Origin of the sequence: Micromonospora sp. NPDC049891, from assembly GCF_040660295.1 — a bacterium.
Lineage (GTDB): Bacteria > Actinomycetota > Actinomycetes > Mycobacteriales > Micromonosporaceae > Micromonospora.
In genome coordinates this window covers 123,190-139,985 of sequence record NZ_JBFAML010000010.1, presented here as the reverse complement: position 1 = coordinate 139,985, position 16,796 = coordinate 123,190, and the positions used below count along the sequence as shown (strand labels likewise).

The 16,796-nt window shown below is 68.5% G+C and carries 23 protein-coding genes; 11 read left to right on the top strand and 12 right to left on the bottom strand.

Going from position 1 to position 16,796, the window contains the following annotated elements; translation table 11 throughout:
* The 8 genes from AB0I71_RS15730 (at position 1) to AB0I71_RS15695 (ending at position 7,514) form a co-directional block, all read left to right on the top strand.
* Positions 1-186: a hypothetical protein gene (locus AB0I71_RS15730; protein ID WP_357585063.1), complete on the top strand. Its 186-nt coding sequence runs from the start codon at positions 1-3 to the stop codon at positions 184-186.
* Between the two features lie 76 nt (positions 187-262).
* On the top strand, positions 263-475 hold the full coding sequence (locus AB0I71_RS15725; RefSeq protein ID WP_357585061.1) for a hypothetical protein: 213 nt from the start codon (positions 263-265) through the stop codon (positions 473-475).
* Positions 476-850: 375 nt separating this feature from the next.
* Positions 851-1,108, top strand: coding sequence for a hypothetical protein (locus AB0I71_RS15720; protein ID WP_357585059.1), 258 nt, complete (start codon positions 851-853; stop codon positions 1,106-1,108).
* A gap of 22 nt (positions 1,109-1,130) precedes the next feature.
* On the top strand, positions 1,131-1,511 hold the full coding sequence (locus tag AB0I71_RS15715) for a hypothetical protein (RefSeq protein ID WP_357585057.1): 381 nt from the start codon (positions 1,131-1,133) through the stop codon (positions 1,509-1,511).
* 24 nt (positions 1,512-1,535) lie between these two features.
* Positions 1,536-3,377, top strand: a complete 1,842-nt coding sequence (locus AB0I71_RS15710) for a hypothetical protein (protein ID WP_357585055.1) — start codon at positions 1,536-1,538, stop codon at positions 3,375-3,377.
* Positions 3,378-3,621: 244 nt separating this feature from the next.
* Entirely contained in the window at positions 3,622-5,919 is a 2,298-nt protein-coding gene (locus AB0I71_RS15705; RefSeq protein WP_357585053.1) for a hypothetical protein, read from the top strand.
* Positions 5,916-6,653: a hypothetical protein gene (locus AB0I71_RS15700; protein WP_357585050.1), complete on the top strand. Its 738-nt coding sequence runs from the start codon at positions 5,916-5,918 to the stop codon at positions 6,651-6,653. The genes AB0I71_RS15705 and AB0I71_RS15700 overlap by 4 nt, the downstream gene beginning before the upstream one ends.
* Before the next feature lie 654 nt (positions 6,654-7,307).
* Complete coding sequence (locus AB0I71_RS15695) at positions 7,308-7,514, top strand: hypothetical protein (RefSeq protein ID WP_357585048.1); 207 nt, start codon at positions 7,308-7,310, stop codon at positions 7,512-7,514.
* Between the two features lie 67 nt (positions 7,515-7,581).
* On the opposite strand, the gene AB0I71_RS15690 is transcribed toward AB0I71_RS15695, so the two are convergent.
* A complete protein-coding gene (locus tag AB0I71_RS15690) occupies positions 7,582-7,872 on the bottom strand; it encodes a hypothetical protein (RefSeq protein WP_357585046.1) in 291 nt (96 codons plus the stop codon).
* The gene (locus AB0I71_RS15685) at positions 7,869-9,053 is read right to left on the bottom strand and encodes a helix-turn-helix transcriptional regulator (RefSeq protein ID WP_357585044.1); all 1,185 of its coding nucleotides are present in this window, start codon (positions 9,051-9,053) and stop codon (positions 7,869-7,871) included. The genes AB0I71_RS15690 and AB0I71_RS15685 overlap by 4 nt, the downstream gene beginning before the upstream one ends.
* Before the next feature lie 380 nt (positions 9,054-9,433).
* Here AB0I71_RS15685 and AB0I71_RS15680 point away from each other — a divergent pair, with 380 nt between their 5' ends.
* Positions 9,434-9,694 carry a hypothetical protein gene (locus AB0I71_RS15680; RefSeq protein WP_357585042.1) on the top strand — a complete coding sequence of 87 codons (261 nt, stop codon included), beginning with the start codon at positions 9,434-9,436 and terminating at the stop codon, positions 9,692-9,694.
* A gap of 242 nt (positions 9,695-9,936) precedes the next feature.
* Positions 9,937-10,134, top strand: a complete 198-nt coding sequence (locus tag AB0I71_RS15675) for a DUF397 domain-containing protein (protein WP_357585040.1) — start codon at positions 9,937-9,939, stop codon at positions 10,132-10,134.
* 246 nt (positions 10,135-10,380) lie between these two features.
* Here the strand turns inward: AB0I71_RS15675 and AB0I71_RS15670 are convergent, their stop codons facing one another.
* From AB0I71_RS15670 to AB0I71_RS15660, 3 genes are all read right to left on the bottom strand, one after another.
* Positions 10,381-10,557 (bottom strand): hypothetical protein, encoded by a 177-nt coding sequence (locus tag AB0I71_RS15670; protein WP_357585038.1) that lies wholly within the window; start codon positions 10,555-10,557, stop codon positions 10,381-10,383.
* A 211-nt stretch (positions 10,558-10,768) separates the two neighbouring features.
* Entirely contained in the window at positions 10,769-10,921 is a 153-nt protein-coding gene (locus tag AB0I71_RS15665) for a hypothetical protein (protein WP_357585036.1), read from the bottom strand.
* Between the two features lie 3 nt (positions 10,922-10,924).
* On the bottom strand, positions 10,925-11,308 hold the full coding sequence (locus AB0I71_RS15660) for a hypothetical protein (RefSeq protein WP_357585034.1): 384 nt from the start codon (positions 11,306-11,308) through the stop codon (positions 10,925-10,927).
* 97 nt (positions 11,309-11,405) lie between these two features.
* Between AB0I71_RS15660 and AB0I71_RS15655 the strand changes: the two genes are divergently transcribed.
* Entirely contained in the window at positions 11,406-11,687 is a 282-nt protein-coding gene (locus AB0I71_RS15655) for a hypothetical protein (protein ID WP_357585032.1), read from the top strand.
* On the opposite strand, the gene AB0I71_RS15650 is transcribed toward AB0I71_RS15655, so the two are convergent.
* Genes AB0I71_RS15650 through AB0I71_RS15620 form a run of 7 tightly spaced genes read right to left on the bottom strand, consistent with a single transcriptional unit; the run spans position 11,684 to position 16,791 of the window.
* The gene (locus tag AB0I71_RS15650; RefSeq protein WP_357585030.1) at positions 11,684-12,091 is read right to left on the bottom strand and encodes a hypothetical protein; all 408 of its coding nucleotides are present in this window, start codon (positions 12,089-12,091) and stop codon (positions 11,684-11,686) included. The genes AB0I71_RS15655 and AB0I71_RS15650 overlap by 4 nt on opposite strands.
* Positions 12,070-12,447 carry a hypothetical protein gene (locus tag AB0I71_RS15645; RefSeq protein ID WP_357585028.1) on the bottom strand — a complete coding sequence of 126 codons (378 nt, stop codon included), beginning with the start codon at positions 12,445-12,447 and terminating at the stop codon, positions 12,070-12,072. Before AB0I71_RS15645 ends, AB0I71_RS15650 begins: the two co-directional genes overlap by 22 nt.
* A gap of 47 nt (positions 12,448-12,494) precedes the next feature.
* On the bottom strand, positions 12,495-13,601 hold the full coding sequence (locus AB0I71_RS15640) for a hypothetical protein (RefSeq protein WP_357585026.1): 1,107 nt from the start codon (positions 13,599-13,601) through the stop codon (positions 12,495-12,497).
* Positions 13,588-13,833 (bottom strand): hypothetical protein, encoded by a 246-nt coding sequence (locus tag AB0I71_RS15635; RefSeq protein WP_357585024.1) that lies wholly within the window; start codon positions 13,831-13,833, stop codon positions 13,588-13,590. Before AB0I71_RS15635 ends, AB0I71_RS15640 begins: the two co-directional genes overlap by 14 nt.
* A complete protein-coding gene (locus AB0I71_RS15630) occupies positions 13,830-14,141 on the bottom strand; it encodes a hypothetical protein (protein WP_357585022.1) in 312 nt (103 codons plus the stop codon). The genes AB0I71_RS15635 and AB0I71_RS15630 overlap by 4 nt, the downstream gene beginning before the upstream one ends.
* A 16-nt stretch (positions 14,142-14,157) precedes the next feature.
* Complete coding sequence (locus tag AB0I71_RS15625; protein WP_357585020.1) at positions 14,158-16,089, bottom strand: alkaline phosphatase D family protein; 1,932 nt, start codon at positions 16,087-16,089, stop codon at positions 14,158-14,160.
* 18 nt (positions 16,090-16,107) lie between these two features.
* The gene (locus AB0I71_RS15620; RefSeq protein ID WP_357585018.1) at positions 16,108-16,791 is read right to left on the bottom strand and encodes a hypothetical protein; all 684 of its coding nucleotides are present in this window, start codon (positions 16,789-16,791) and stop codon (positions 16,108-16,110) included.
* Between the last annotated feature and the right edge of the window lie 5 nt (positions 16,792-16,796).

The window sequence follows — 16,796 nt, the reverse complement described above, 5'->3', positions numbered from 1 at the left end:
ATGACCACTCTGCCCGCCACTCGCGTTGCCGCCGCACCCGCCGTGCAGCCCAAGACGAAGGCCGCCAGCCGACCGACGTACCGGCCCAGCAAGGGAGACACCAGCCTCGGCCGCGTAGTCACCGTCATCTTCGTCGCCAACGGTGTCGCCGGCCTCGCCGGATACGCCCTGTCGCAGCTCACCTGACCAGCACAAACACCGAGAAAGGGAAGATCAGATGCCGAAGTGGTTCGAGTTGAGGGCATACCGAGGTGACCGGCCCGTGCGCGTCGCCGGCCGCATCCTCGACGCCATCGACCTCGACAACCCGCAGGAGGCGAAAGACCTACTCACGCGGCATCTGATCGCCGTCGCCGAACGCGACGGTGCCCGCCGCCGTGACGCGCACCTGTATCACCTGGACGTGCACGAGGTTCACGGTGAGCGGGTCGACCGGGATGTGTTTTTCCAGTTCAGCATGCCGGTGGAGGCGTGACATGTCGGTCAAATCGCTACGCGAGTCAGCCGACAACCGCACCGCCTGGAATGTCGGCCGGATCGCAGGGGCCGAATCACCGTACGAGCGTCTACGGCACGCCTTGGAGTGGGTGATGTCGGAAGCGCGAGCCATGCCACGAGCCGATGTTGACGGCGTCGTGGAGACGATCACGCGGGTTGCCCGCGACCTGAACGAAGGGAGCCGACCGTGACTGAGAGTGTTGTGACACTGGCAAATGTCAGTGGTGTCGGCGGGTCGGACAGTCCGCGCGCGTCTGCGCGCGCGAGAGTCAAGCCGAGTGTAACCCGCCGTGACCGTGTGAGGCGACTTGGGGCGTCCCGCCCGGTGGTCGCAGCGCGCCGTGTGGGCCGGGTGATGTACCTGGATGCGGCCGATTCGTGGATTGTCCGGGAGTCAACGCCGTCGATCCGGGTGGTGTGGTCCACGGATTACAGCGCGACGATGCCGGCCGATTTTGTGCCGTACCGGCGGTGGTGCCGCGCCTACCGCTACCCGGCTGTGTTCTTCGCCGCCGCGCTCGACGGCGTGAAGTGGCACCTGATCCACCCCGTGCGCGGCCCCTTGTTCCTCACTGCTGCCAGCGTCGGCGTCGCCGCCGCCATCCGCTAACCCCTTGAAGGAGGGAACCATCATGATGAAAGCTCTCGCGTGGATCGGGTTCATCGTCGCGATCATCGGCGGCGCCGGGCTGGTCGGTGTCGGCCTCGCCTCCGCCGTAATGATCATCGCCGTGTTGAGTGCCCTGATCATCATCGGTATCGACATCGCCAAGGACCGCAAGCCCGACCAGTACGCCGTCATCGGCGCGTTCGTCCTGCCGTCCCTGCTCGTGTCCATCGACGGGTCGTTCCCCGCCTGGATCAGCGACAAGCTCGGTGACCTGTGGGGCTGGGCGTCGAACCACATGGGCGACTGGGTGGGCACCAGCACCATCGGCCTGGCTTTGGCCGCCGTGGCGATCTCGTTCATCGTGTCGACCCGCACTGACGCGTCGGCGCGGATGGGCCGGTAACCGATGGAACTGATCCTTGGTGCGATGGTCGTCTCCCTGTGGGCGATGACCATCCCCGCCGCAGTCGCTGACGCGATCAGCACTATCAAGGCTGCGAAGGCAGGCGAGTGGGGGCTGATCGACAAGCAGCGTGACCGTAAGGACGCCCGGTCGAAGGCCCGCCGCGACGCCCTGTCGAAGGCGTGGCAGAACACCCGCGCCCGCCGCCACAAGCAGGCTGGTGGTGACGGCAAGTACCGGCCCGGTATGGGCGCCTACCTGTCGGATGTGTATCACGGGCTGTGGGAAGACAAGTTGGAGTCCCGGCAGGCGAAGCGGAAGGCCCGCCCGCCGGTCGGCCCCGACGGGAAGCGTCCGACCAGCCGGGTGGATGCCGCTGTGGAGCGGAAGGTGCAGCAGCGGCGCGACCAGTCGGGCATGTTGGGTCGGGCGGCGCGGGCGTTGATCGACCCGGTGGGGGAGTCCAGCCGTGCCGTCGACACCCCGCCGCCCCCGCCGCAGCCGGAGACGCCGGTTGCGGACGGGCCGCGTATCGCCTGCCCCGTCTGCGGTGACACCCTCCGCGAGCAGGACGGGACGTGGCGGCACCCATCCGAGTCGACCTGTGAGTCCGCTCGCCGCCCCGACGGCGGCCACCACGTGCCGTGGCGGGTGAAGCTCGCCGCAGGTGACGTGTACCGGCTCAACCGGGAGCAGGGCCGCAGCGGCGCGTTGGGGGAAACCCAAACCGCCCGCGACCTGCACGCCATGTTCGGTGACCAGTACCCGCCGCACGTGTACGCACAGGCCGCAGCCGACGCCACCCACAGTGCGCCGCCGCCCCGAGGGTGGATGCCCCAACACGATGAGGTGACGACGGCCGCCCTGGCTGCCCTCGCCGAGGCCGACCCTGCCGGGCAGCGGCGCCTAGCAGCCATGGACACCGCCCACGAAGCCGTGCAGCGCCAGTTCCCGAACATGCACCCCGAAGCTGTCGCCGAGGTGCTGGCCATCGCCGACCAGATGCCCGGCTGCCCCGTCTGCGGGCAGCGACGCGACGTCACCCCGCCGTGCGTACACCAGCAGGCCGCCGCCGACCGAACACGACGGACCGCAGCCCGCATCAACCCCGGCCAGACGGCCAGCACCCGGCACGCCGGAGGGTGCGCCCGCTGCCGCTCCAACCCGCCGAAGCCCGGAACGAACCACTGCCAAGGCTGCACCGAATCAATGCAGTCGCTTCGCAACATCGTTGGGGCCGCCTGGTTCCAGACCGCACCCGACGGCCAGTACACCCCCGCCAACGACGCCGCCGTAGCCGCGCTGGTGGCCGAAACCAGCGGCAGATGGACCGCCGAGGAGATCGCCGCCGAAGTGCGGGCCGCCCGCGAAACCGAAACCAGCCGAAACAACAACACCGGAGGAAACACCATGAGCACTGACACCATCGACCTGGTCGACTACAACCAGGCCGTCGCCTCTCACGAGGCTGCCCTGACGAAGCTTCGCGCTCAGCAGGCGGAGGCTGCCGCGTTCGAGCAGCACATCGCGGCCGTCGTCGCCGCCGTGGAGGCGATGGACGGCCAGCGGGACGAGGTTGCCGCCGCACTGGCGCCGCTCGCTGAGGGGTTGGAGGCGTCCCGGTACGGGGCGGACGCCACCCAGGGGTCGGCGGAAGCCACCTCCGCGTTGACGGCGGGGACGATCGCTGAGGTGCAGGAGCACATCGAGGCCGCCCGCGACCGCAACCAGCAGTGGAAGGCCGAGCTGGACGCTTCGGTCGAGTCGGTGCAGGCGTCGTTGCAGCACATCAAGTCGCAGTACGGGGAGGCTGCGGCGACGGTGCAGGAGACGGGTGTGGACGCGCGGGTGTTGGAGGAGCACTGAGCGTCCGGCGCCATCGGTGCAGGCCGGAGGTTTTTCACAGCTTCCGGCCTGTGCCGTGACCGCCGGAACTCGGCCGAACGAAGGGATGTGAGGGCTGATGATCAAGACTGAGGTGAGGCCGGTTCCGCTGCCGCCACGGCCTGCCGGGGGTGTGCGGATGCCGCCGCCGGAGGGTGCGTCGGGGTGGGCGCGGGTGTGGCTGGACGCGGACAGTGTTCCCCGCCAGTCTGCGTATCCGGTGCCGGTGGACGCCGACAATCGGCGCACCGCCCACGTACGGCACCGCTGTTCGCGTGGCCGCATCGAAACCATGGTCGACGCTGGTGACGGTAGGCCACCGACGATGCAGGTGGTGCCGTGCGACCGGATCCTGTGGCTGCTGCCCGGCGCTGCGACCCGGTTCTGCCCAGACCACGGCTGTGAGATGACCGCCGAGAGTGAGTCGAAGGCGCGTGGCGGGCTGCCGTGGCGGCGGGTGTGGGATGCCGCAGATGAACGGATTCGGGTCGCGGGGGCTGCTGTCGCCGTGGGCGTGACCGGGGCTGTCAACGACCGCGCCGATCTGCCGTGGTGGGCGGAACTCGCCGAATGGTCGCTGCTGCCCGGCGCCGCCTACGCGGCGTATCGGGTGACGAACTGGTGGCTGCTGCGCGACGACATCAAGAACAACCGGTTGGATCCGTCCGATGAGGTGGCCGGTAAGCGTCGCCGCCGGCTGGCCGCCCGCCGTGCCCGCACCGCCGCCTACGCTGCTGCTGCCGCTGTCGGGTGGGAGCGTGCCGCCGACATCGCCGACTGGACGTCGAGCCCCGGACAGTTCGCTGTGTTCGGTGGGCTGCTCGCCGGCCTGGCCGTCGTCGGCTCCCGCCCCTACCTGACGCATGCCGACTCGACACGGACCGCCGACAAGCCCGCCGAACAGCCCGCCGAGCAGCCACCACAGCAAGTGCAGGTCGTCGACCGCACCCCGCCCGGCGTCGCCGCCGCCCAACGCTGGGTGGCCGAAAACCCGAACGGCGCGGTCCGCGACACGATCCTGCTACCCGAGTCATACCGGAAGGTGGTCGGCGGGTGGGGCATCATCATCCGCGCCACCAGGCCAGGCGCGGTCGCCATCGACATGCTCACCGACGCCTCCGCGAAGGGGCACCTGCGGGTCATCGCAGGCACGTTCGGGGTGCACCGACGGTTCTTCAACTTCGTGGAGCAGGACGACCCCAACGATGTGCTGATGCTGGTGCAGCCGAACCCGCCGCTCGCCCAAGCGAAAGTATGGGCCGGACCAGACTCCATCGACGTTGAGCGTGGGGTGGCGTTGACCGGCTACTACATCGACGGCTCAGAAATGTGGGAGCCGTTCTACCGGTACGGGTGGGGTGCCCCGTCGAAAATCGTCACCGGAACCACCGGGTCCGGGAAGTCGGAGAACCTGCGCAAGCAGCTCATCATCGAACGGTACTTCGCGCACACCGACCCGCAGACCGGGCAGAAGCGTGGCCTGTTCGCGTCGTTCCTGCACGACTTCAAGCACTTCGAGTCGTACGGCGAGTTCCGGCGCGCCCTGCACGGCGCCGGGTCGACCGCCGACGACGCCTACCTGATGCGGGACGCCCTCATCCGGGAGATGGACCGCCGCTACCACATGCTGTCGTCCTATCAGTGGGTCGACAAGAAGGGCCGCCCCCGGGAGGGCGGCATCAAGTGGGATCCGCGTATCCACGGGCCGATCCTGTCGTGGACGCTCGACGAGTTCCACGAGATCGCCAAGGATCAGCAGTTCATCGGCCCGCTGGAACTGCTGGCGAGGAAGATGCGTGCCTGCGGTATCCGGGTGGTCATCGGCACCCACATGGGTACCCTCGGCGACACCGGCTCGCGTGGTCTGCGGGACATGCTGGCGGGCGGCTACGCCCTGCTGGGCCGGACCACCGACAGCCTCACCTCCGTGGTCACCGGCGGCACGTTGACCGCTGACCCGCGCCAGTTGCCGAAGCTGCCGGGCATGTGTCTGGTGGCGGATGGGGAGCAGCAGACGATGCACGCCCGCCAGTCGTACATTCCGTCCGACGAGGACGCCGACATGAACGTGTACGACCTGCTGTTCGACGACAACAACAATCCGATCGGCTATCCGGCCGTGCTGCCGCCGGAGACGTTGGAGGCGTTCGGACACGAGTGGGTGGAGTGGGCTGAGGCCGGTAAGCGTCAGGGCGGTCGTGCGGAGGGGCATTGGACGCCGCAGCCGGCCGCAGCCGCGCCTTCCGCTGGCGGTGCGGATGTGAAGGATGCGCGGGAGGCGGTGTCGTCGATCCTGCTCGCCAACGGTGGGCCAATGGACATTGAGGCCATCGATGGAGCGTTGAAGCCGATGCGCGCCCAGGGGTTGCGGTGTTCGATCTCGATGGCCCGTCAGGTGTTGAAGAAGTTGGTGGATGACGGGTTCGCGTTCAAGCCGAAGCACGGTTTCTACCAGGTGTGCGAGCACGTTCAGGAGGATCTGCTGTCTCAGTTGTCCGAGGGCGCTGAGGACGTGGAGCGGTGACTGTTCAGCGTCAACGTCCGCGTGGCGTTCCTCGGCCCCGCCCGGTGGGGGAACGTCGCCGCAGCGTCGTGTACGGCATCCCCACCCTGCCCGTCGACAAGCGCACCGGGAAGGTGATTCCTGGTGCACCGCCGGTCGTCGGCTACATCGGTAAGAGTGTGCAGACGGTGTGGGAGCGGCAGGAGCAGCACCGCACCGATCAGCCGTTCTCCGATCTGATCTGCGGCGGCTCCTGGCCGATCGAAGAGGGCTACTGGACTGCGGCCGAGTTGGACGCCCGCGAGCAGTGGTGGATTCGTAACGGTGCCGTGCTCGTGGCCGGTCAGCAGCCGCAGCGGCCCGTTTACAACTACGAGTTCAATACCGACAACCCGGACCGGATCGAGGTGTGGCGGGCCAAGGAGCACCGTCAAGCCCGGGAGCCGGGATGGCAGCCGGGCAAGAGCAGCCCCCGCGCGGCGGTCAGGTCGCAGCGACCGTGGGCGCAGGCGTGCGGCTGGGTGTGGTCTGCGGTCAAGTCTGCTGCGGCGAACCCTCGGCAGGTCAAGGCCGCCTTGTGGGTTGGACTGTGGCTGGCGGCCGCGTGGGTGGTCGGCCGTCAGGCAGCGGCCGGTCCGGTGGCTACGTGGGTTGACGGTGTCGTCTACGGGTCCGGGTTCGCCACCGTGCTGGTCGGTGTGCTGCTGCCCGGCAAGCGGCGTCGTCGGCGGCGTTGGCGATCTCGCCGCAGGTAGCCGCGAAACGTGTCGAGCCCCCGCCGGACCGATGCCCGCGCGGGGGCTCTTTCGTGCATTGCTAGCGCTGTAAGCTGACCGGTATGGCTGGCAAGGGTGGGGGCGAGCGGTTGACGGTGTCGCAGGCTGCGGCGCGGGCCGGTGTGTCGTCTTCGACGTGGCGGGCGTATGTGTCTCGCCGTCTGCCGCGCCACAATCCGGCCCCGCTGCGGGACGGCGAGTTTGATGCGCGTACGCCGTGGTGGTGGGAGTCGTCGGTGGATGAGTGGGTTGCTCGGCGTCCGTCAACCCCGCCGCGCGTTGGGTGACGCTGCGTACAGCTTGCGTGTTCCAGGGGCCGGGGCGCGCATGCCGGTCTTGCCCGGTTATGTTGTGGAGTGGGTCACAGCGTTTGGGTGACCTGCAGTTTCGCGTGTCGGGTGGGTGACAGCCGGATCCCATATCCGGACACACCGACACCCTGTGACGTGGGCCACGCGCTTGCGCGGTGACTGACCGTATCCCGCGCCCCGGAATGCCCCGATTCGCGCACTACCCGCCGAGCATGCGGCACCCCTCGAACGCAACCCGGCAGTGTTTGACCTGCTCACACGCGGTAGACCGTACAGCGCTAGCGCTGCACAATGGGTGGACCAACCACACGAGGGAGCCCCGATGAACGCCGCCGCCATCCGCACCGCCACCAACCCCGACACCGTCCGCGCCACCCTCATGAAGCTGACGGTCCCCCAGATCAACGCCGTCGCCGCCGACCTCGACATCACCGTCACCGGCACCAAAACGCAGCGGGCCGACACCATCACGTTCTTCGCCGTCGAACTTCCCCGCAGCCGAGCAGCCATCCAACGCGGCGGCCGGTAGCCCCCAGGCGCAGCGAAGCCCCACCCCAAGCCGAGGTGGGGCTTTTCCTTGCCCGCCTACGGCAGCGTCACCGCTCCCATGGCTGCGGACCGTCGTCCCGGCGAACGTAGCCGTGCTGCTCCGGCCGTGGCGGCGCCGCCGACGGATGCCCCACCGGCAGACCTGTACGCCGCCGATGCTCCGCCTCTTCCGGGGTGCCCCAGCAGGTGGGGCAGGTGCGGTCGTCGCACGGCGACCGGACGAGCCGGCCGGGTTCGTCGCGTGTCTCTTCCACCGCGTCGATCATCGGCCGTGCTTCGTCTCGGATCCGCCACGCCTCACGTGCCTGCTCCGGCTGGTGGCGGCGTGGTCTCGTCATGCCCCCAACGCTACCCACGGACCCGGTGTGGTGGCGGCGTGGGTGCGCAGCTCGTCCAGATCGGTGGAGCGGTGGGTGCGGGGAACCACCCGCAGCAGATCGGACACCGCGACGCTGACGGTGCGGACGGGTACGGGTAGCGCGGTGACTGCTTCGAGCGCGTAGGCGATGCCAGCCCCGACCTCGCCGCGCCTCACGAGGGACAGGCCGTAGTAGCACTGCGCTTCCCGCCACCAGACGGGGACAGGCCGTAGGAGCGGTTCGGCTTGCTCCCACATGCGGTCAGCGGATCGGGGGGTGCCGCACCTCGATTCGAGGTAGTGGGCGAACGAAACGGTGCGGGCGCTTGGTCCGTCTGGGCCGGTGTCGTCGAGCCGGTCGGCGACGTCGAGCATCCCGGCCAACGCTCGCCGCCCAGCGGCCAGGTCCAAGGTGAGGGCGTGGACGTGCACCAGGGCGGAATGGGCTTCCAACGCACCAAGTGAGGGCCGGTCGGAGATGGCGAGGGCGTCGCGGGCACGGCCGGCGGCCTCACCGAGTGTGTAGCCCTCGAAGATTCCCCTGCTGGCCGTCCTCGCGCGGCAGAAAACACGGGCCGGCGTGTCCCCCGACCGGTCGGCGAGAGTAGCGGCAGTCCGGTACCAGCCGTGCGCCTGCGGGATCTGATCCTGGTTGCCCTGCCACAGCCCATACAACTGGCCCAACAACGCGGCGGCCCGCAGCCGCTCCGCAGTCGGGCCCACATCCACGATCTGCTGCTTCGCCAACATGATCTGGCCGAGCAGGGCGGCACCGAACGCAGGCGACGGGTCGACGACCAAACGGCGGGAGTAGTCGGCGACCACCTGCCCCCAATCCTCCGCCTCCCCGGCCGAATCCAGGAGCCCTTGCCGGATCAACTCGGCGACAGCGGCGGCGCCAGAAACACCGGCGACACCGGTAGCGGATGCGAGGGTGGCGAGCAGAGCACGACGCTGCATGACGTGGTCCTCCCCATCGAGGGCGAGCAGAGTGGCCAGCAGCGGAGCCGTACCCAACGCCTCGTCGCACGCAGCCAAAAGGTCGTGTGATGGTCGGCGGCGGCCTGTCTCCACATGGCCGAGTGCCGCTTTGCTGTAGTGGGCGCGGTCCGCGAGGCCAGCGAGAGTAAGTCCCGCTGACTCGCGTAGTGATTGGAGCACCGCACCGATGGTGTGATCCACGGTGGTCGCCGATCTGTAGACGGGTGTAGACGCCCGGTACCTCCCCTGTTGACGGTAGGCGGGGTGAGGATGGGGTGCAAGAACCGTTCCGGCTGGTTGTGAGGTGTCGGGGCGGTTCGGATGTGGATGATCGCGCTGCTGGACGTGGACGGTCCCGGTCGCCCCGGCAGCCTTGCGTAGTCCCTTGGTTGTGGTGGTCGCGCCTGCCACCCGGCGTGCAATCCCCGAGCACGCGGTACGGCCACCACAACCCCACCATGGGGAGGGCACATGCGTCGTCACCGTAACGAGCGTCCGACACCGCCACCGGCCCGCGACCGGATCGCCGGCAACCTGCCCCGACCCCGCTGGTGGGTGCGGTGAGCATCATCGACCTGAACGTGCCTGAGGGAACCCGACTGCGGCTACGCGCGGGGGAGTGGGGCACCCGCAGACAGGCCGGCACCAACCAAAACGTCATCGTGTGGACCGTCCGCGTCTATCAGCAGGAGGTTGGCGGCACAGTGTGGGTGCGCGGGCACACGTGCGCGAACCCCGACCCCGACTGCGGCGGCGGCTGGTGCTTTGAGTCACCGGTGGCGTCGGCGGCGATCAGGCAGAACGTGGAGGGCACCCGGTGAGCCGCCTCGATGAGCCCACCGATCCGGGCAGTGTCCGCCGCTCGGCGCAGATGACTGTGACCGCGCACGATGAGGGCCGCCCCTGCTGTGTGGAGTGCCCCGGTGATGGGTGCGGGCAAGAGGATTGGGCGAGGGATGTGCTGCGGCGGGCTGGTCGGCCTGCGCTGCGTCTGGTGCCGCCCGAATAGGACCACCCCATTTGGTTGCCCGGCGGGTGTCGGGCTGTACAGGTAGGAGCACAGATGGCACAGCGTGGGTGGTTCAAGTCGTCCAAGAGTGGGCCGAACTGCGACAACTGCGTTGAGGTGAACGCGGACATGCCGGGTGTGGTCGGTGTGCGGGATTCGAAGGATCCGGACGGTCCGGTGCTGCTGGTCGCGCCGCTCGACTTCGCGGCGTTCGTGGGTGCGGCAGCCCGGGGTGAACTGACCTCGGCCTGACACGCAGAAAGCCGGCCCCACCTGCCCGTGATGGGCGGTGGGGCCGGTTCGTTTTCCCTGCTGAACGGGTACATCAGTGGGTGTGGATCGTGAGTATTGGCGGGTGCTCGCGGCACGGCACAGCCGATCCGATGAGGATGCCCGCCGATGCCGCGACTGCGGATACGCCTACTGGCCGTGTGTTTTCCGGCTGCGTGCTGACGTCGAGTTGGGGGAGCGGCTGTGGCCTATCCCCACACCTGCCGGCTAGGCGACTCTGCTGCCCTTCCCGCCCCGACGTCGGTTGCGGGCAACCACCTCAGTGGCGAGACGGCGCACACCCCGGCCCCGCTCGGCCCGCAGCGCATCGTCTCGGCCCGGCTTCGGCCGCCGTACCGCCTCCACCACGGCGCCCAGGAAGTCACGCCACACTGCGGCCCTCATCTGGTCCCCCCGAAAGCTTGCGTTACAGCAAGAGTCCACCTGCAACCTGCATGCGACCAGTGCCCGCACGGCCGGCATCCCACACCGGCAGGCCAACCCCGTGAACACGAAAGGTGGGGCCGCCCGCCCTACCTGCCCGCTGTGGCGGCAGAGCAGAGGGCGAGACGGCCCCGGGTGGCGTCGCCGCTGGGGAGCTGGAAACGACGCCAGATCAGGATCCGACCGCTTGCACGGCCGGGATGAGCAGCACGGCGGCGATCACACACGCGAAGGCGAGCCACCCGAAATCCACCCGGGCAGGCACACCGAACGCCTTGAGCAGAGCGAACGCCAACGCGGCGATCAGCAGGATGACAGCCAGCACAGGTCAGACCACCGGGTCGGTGTGACGGCCACCCTCGGGAGCGTCCTTCACCGGCCCGGAAGCGATGGCGGCCTGCTGCACACTCGTGTCCCGCAGCAGGCCGAAGTAGGCGGCCACCGCGATCCCGAAGTTCACGACGATCGCATAGCCGACCTCGACAGCGTTGAAGGCGGCTCCGGCGTTGACGGCGGCCAGCCACGCTTCCAGGAACGCCTTCACAGCAGCCAGGGCCAGCAGCACGAGGCCCTTCGGCCCGGCCGACCACGACTGCCGCATGAACAGGGCAGCCACCAGCGGCAGGAGGACGGTGAGGGCCAGCGACAGGACACCGGGAAGGTTGGGGGCGAACAGCCAGGTGGGCAGTTCGGGGAGGATGACAGAGTCCATGACCCCTCCTAAGGGGTGATGTTGGGATTCAAGGAAACGGCCCGAACCCTGAGTCCGGGCCGTGATCGTTTAAGGTTCGGCGGCGTACCGTGAGCCCATGCCAGGTCAGCCGCAGGTCCGCGCCGCATGGTGGCTGCACCTCGACGACAGCGGCATCCCCGCCGCGACGGTGCGAATCGAACAGCGGATGGACGGGTCAGGTAGGTGGATCGTGTTGCACAACGTGCCCGCCGAGAACCCAACCCGACGATCCGAGCACGGCAGCGAACACGAAGCGCACGCCGAAGCCCAGCGGCTCCGTGACTGGATCGACGGGCTCACCCGCTGGCAGCACGGCATCACCGGCACCTGGCGCATCAACGCCCGCGAACCCTACTAGCTGCGGCCATTCACACCCGGCGCCGACGGACGCCCCACCAGCCGGCGCAGCGCAGCCAAATCCGGTTCCGGCCGCCACACCTCCGCAGCCACCGACGTCAACGTGTCCGACAGACGCTCCACCAACTTGGTGGCATTCGCCAACCCGGACTCCAACTCGCTGACCTTGACCCGCAGACGCTCCACATCCGCATCCGCCTCATCCCGGATCCGCTCCGCGCGGTCCCGAGACTCCCGCGCCTCCCGACGCGCTTCCGCCTCACTCGCCCGCATCTGCTCAGCCCACGCCAACATCGCATTCGTGTTGTTGGCTCGGCCAGCGACTCGGCTCGTGATCACACTCGCTAACACTGCCGCCAACGCAGACAGGCCAGCAGCGATAATCACCCCAAGGGTGGTGTCCATGGTGGGCGTCCTTTTCCGTTGATCGGCTCGGGCCACCCGGCTATCAACCACACACACGCTGCGAATGCCGCCCACACACTGGCCGACACCCAACCCTCAGGCACATCCCCCAACAGCCAGCCCGAGAGGTACAGGCACGACCACAGCACTTTGATGCCGATGGCCGCCGCGAACGCCGCCTTGTCGCAGGTGGTACGCAACGCGCCGTGCGCGCACATGACCGCCACGAGCAGCCACGGCACCGCCCACAACCGCAGCGGGGCGCACTCGTGAAGCCACGAGTAGAAGCCCCGCTCGCCGGGGTCGACGGTGGCGAGGCGTGCCGCGTACACGATGTCGAGGGCCGCGAACACCATCAGTGCACGTCCGCGTCTCCCCAAACGCTCGTGCAGGGCTGCTGGTCTCATTGCTCCCGGCTGACCGATGTGAGGCGTTCCCCGATGAGCCGCACCACCTCGTCGGCGGCCAGATCCTCGGATTCGATGCGGGACAGGGCGTCCAGCAGGGCGGCGTCGCGGGCGCGTTCCTCGGCTGCGAGGTCGTCGATGCGCCGCAGCACCTGCGCCGTGTCGAGCCCTTGTATGGCGGCGAGGATGGCTGCCTGACCGGCGCGCACCGCCCGCACCTCGGCCAGCGTCTCGGCGGCGAGGGTGCTACCCGACCGGGACGCCTCCACCGCAGCCTGTAGCGCGTACCCGAGAGTCCACTGTTTGTTGCCGACCTTCGGGTCAGCCGGGTCGCCGTAGTCGGCGTTGTGGTGCGGTGGGCGGGCTGCGGGGACGGTGTCGGATCGGGTGACCTGCCGCCCGAGGGCGTTGTCACCCGCAGGCTTGAGTAGCGCGTCGAGGCTGCCGGCGAGGGTGCGCCCGTCGGGGGTCTTGTACTGCTCCATGATCGCCTTAGCGATCTCGGTGGCAGTTGCCATCGTGGTCTCCTTTCCGGGCGTTGTGGGCTGGGTGCGTTTCCGCCACGCGTCCAGGGTTTCGCCGAGCAGCACCGACAGGAGCCCATCCAGGGCGGCAGCATCAGCGGCGAACCGGCGGATGATGCTGATGTGCAGGTGCCACAGGTGCGACTTGTCGCGGCCCGGATCCGGACCGGCGTCCGCACCAACACCGAGCGGTTTACCGCCCACCAGCACGTAGCAGTAGACGGTCTTGCCGTCGAGCGTGCCGATGAACTCGCGGATGATCGGCCCGGCGGGCGTGTACAGGCGCGGATCCTTGGCGCGTGCAGCCTTATCGAGGCGGCCCGTGTAGCGGATCATCGCCGCCGTCGACATCGTCAAATCGACCGCCGACGCCAACTCGGCCGAACCCTGCTTATCGGCCGCCACATCACGGCCAGAGCTGTAGTCGGTGCCCGGCAGCCGCGACCGGTACGAGTGGTAGCCCGCCTTCAAGGCGAGGATTCCGCCCAGCAGAGCGGTCGGCTCGGCGGCCTCGAAGCGCAGCCACAACGTCCACAACGGGGCGCTGATCCGGGTAGGGGACGGGTTAGCGGTCGCCATCAGCCACCACCCCACCCGGCAGGGCGACCACATCCCAGTCCTCGCCCATCGCCGCATCCACAGCCCGCACCATGTCCAACACGCGCCGCTCATGGAAGTGGAACGCCCCGTCACGCCAGGCGTACAACCAGCACTGGCCGGACGGCTTGTCCGCCACCAGCAGCCCACACTGGCCGCGACTGACCACAGTCAGGCCGTGCATCGGCCCGCCGTGGCATACCCCTTCGATCATGTGCCCTCCCCAGCCTCAGGTGTAGCGACGTAGTAGGACGGGTTGTAAGGGTCCTGCTCGACCCGGTAGCCGACCGCCGTGAACGCGTTGAACACCGGCCCGTCAACCACATCCACGGCAGCGGACACCATCCGAACCTCACCGCCCGGCAGCGTCACCGACCCGGCAAACTCGACCGGCGCAACCACCAGCGGAGCCCCCTCCACCAGCACCTGAAAACGGATCGTGTCGCCGCGCCGATAGGCGGGCTGGTCGAACTCCACCCGCACCGTCGGCGGCGGGGTGGTGGATCCTGCGAACAGCGGCACCACACACCCCCGAACCTCAGCGCAGGTGAATGCCCCAGCGGGCCGGCAACACAGCAGCAGCAGGCACATCCACCGTCATCGACACCCGCACCACATCGTCAGCCGACGTGATCCCCGAATAGGCGACCGTGATACCGGCCCCCGAATCGGTGATGTCCAGCCATCCGTAGGCGCGCAGGTTCCCGCTCACGCTGTAGTAGCCGTGCGTCCACGTCTCGAACGCACCCGTGCTGCCCTGGTCGAAGGCGGCGCCGCCGACGTTCGGCCAGTAGGTGCCGCCGGACGGGCCGCCGGTGCCGTCGTCGGCGTACAAGGCGTGCCGGTCCCCGGAGACGACCAGCACTTTGCCGACCGCAGCGCCCTGGGCGGCAACCCAGTCCCGGAGTTCAGCCCACTCGGTTTGGTAGGAGCCCCACCGGTCGCCGTTGACGGCGTCACGCCGCCAGTAGATGCCACTGACCACGATTTTGAGGGGTTCGGGTTCCAGCAGTTGCGCTTTGAACCAGGTTTTCTGTTCGGTGCCGAGCATCGTTTTCGACGACGACTCCGCCAACGTCCGATCCGACCGTTGCGACCTCGTGTCGAGGGCGATGAACCGGACGCGGCCGATCACAAACGACTGGTGGATCGCCACCGACCCTGCCGTAGCCAAAGGGTAGTGGGGCACCACCTGCCGGTATGCGGCGGCCAGGAACGGTCCGGCCGGTGCTGCCGCGTTGCTGTCGGTGCCACCCCAGTCGTGGTTGTCCCACACATACGCGGTCGGCACCGTCGACAGCATCTGCACCATGTTGGGTGTGCCCAGGCTGGTCTTGTACTGGCTGGCCACATCGGCGGCCGTCGTGCCGGCCCCGAAATCCCGGTAGTGCAAGTCGCCTTCGTGGAGCATGCGGCGGGCTTTGCCGTACGGCCCCACCCGCTCGGCGATCTTCGCGAAGGTTTCGGCGTTGGAGTTGGTTTGCTGACACGACCCGAACGCGACACTGAACGACGTCGGGGTGCCCGGGGTCGGGTCGGTGCGGAACGAGCCACGGCCCGACGCGAGCAGCGCCCCGTCAGCCTCAACCCCGAAGTAGTGCAGCGTGTTCGTCGACAGGGAACCCCGCGACAGTTTCAGGAACCCGTCCGCGTTGGGGGCAATCGCAGACGAGTACACCGGCGACGACAAATCCTCCGACGTCGACACCACCAACCTTGCCGACCCGATATTCGACATGCCGTAAGACACGACCGCCGAGGTGTGGGTGACCGCCCCCACCCACACATGCCCCACCGTCGGGGTCGGCACCGCCGGACCCATCCACGCCGTCGTCGACCCGCCCACATAGCGGATGTGCACGCTCGTCGCCGACGCCGGGGACGCGGACGCACCCACGATGTAACGGATGGACGACACCGGCCCACCCAGCACCTGCGAGGTGAACGGCCCCAACGTTTCGACAGGGGTGGTGCCGTTGCCGGCGTAGATGCGGACCTCAATCTCACCGTTGCTGTTGTGGCCGGCAGCGGCCACCTCAATACGGTGATGCGTCCCCGTCGCCAACGCCGCAGACGCCGACCCGATCGTGCCGTTCGCGGCGTTACGGATCTGCACCGTCGCCGACGACGTCAACTCGATACGCCACCGCTGCGACGTGCCGGACATGCCCCGCACAATCGCCAACCCGGTGCCCGGATTCGCAGCGAAATCCAAACCGATCGACGCGTACAGCATCGCCGACGTCGCAGACGGGGTCAGCGACGTCGACCACTCCACATACGCGGGCTGACCCGACGACGCTCCGACAGTGACGTTCGCGCCGCCACCGGAGGCGATCGTCAACGTGTTACCGGCACCGACGGTCACCCCATCGAACGGGGTGCCGGCCGCACCATCACCGGAGGTGGCCGCCGACACGGCTGTGCCTGCGGACTGGCCGGTGGCGAACGTGTTCAGCAGCGTCGGCACAACCCACCCCCCATCCGGTTAGGAGCGGGTCACGAGGATCTGCACCACCAGATTCGCGGCGCCAGTCCCAGCAGAATCCACATCGACGGTCAGGTAGTCGTTGACACCCAGCTCGGTGACCTCAGCCAGCGTGTTTTTGCCCGACGTGGATGATCCGGATGCGATAGCGGGCCGGTTCGCCTGCGTCGGGAAGATGGTGGTCCCGTTACGGTTCACATCGACGACCACCGAACCGGACGATGACGGTGTGCCCACTGATGCGCGGACACCGGCAACCCGCAACACCACCGTCGTGTCGTTGTACAGGCGGTGAACGCCGGTGCCGACCGTCACCGTCCCCGACAGGGACAGCGGCGGCAGGATCGTCCCCGGGTCGGTGGTGATATCAGCGGCGTCCGTCGTCACCATCAGAGCACGCGGATTCGTGCCGGCCTGCGCCCACATGCGGGTCACACCGTCCGGACCGAACAGCGGCGGAATCTGACCTCGGGCGCGCACCCCAGTGCCGTCGGCCAGCGACACTGATGTGACGGGCAGGCTGTCCGAGTCGAGTAGGTCCGTGTACTGGGTGCCGCCCTGCTCATCCGACCAGAACGTCACCGCCACACCAGCCGACACCTGCGCGATGTGGTCGGTTCCGTCCACCGTGACGGTTCCGAAACCCCAGTCGGCGATGCCGCCACCAAACCGGTACCGGGCCATCAGCA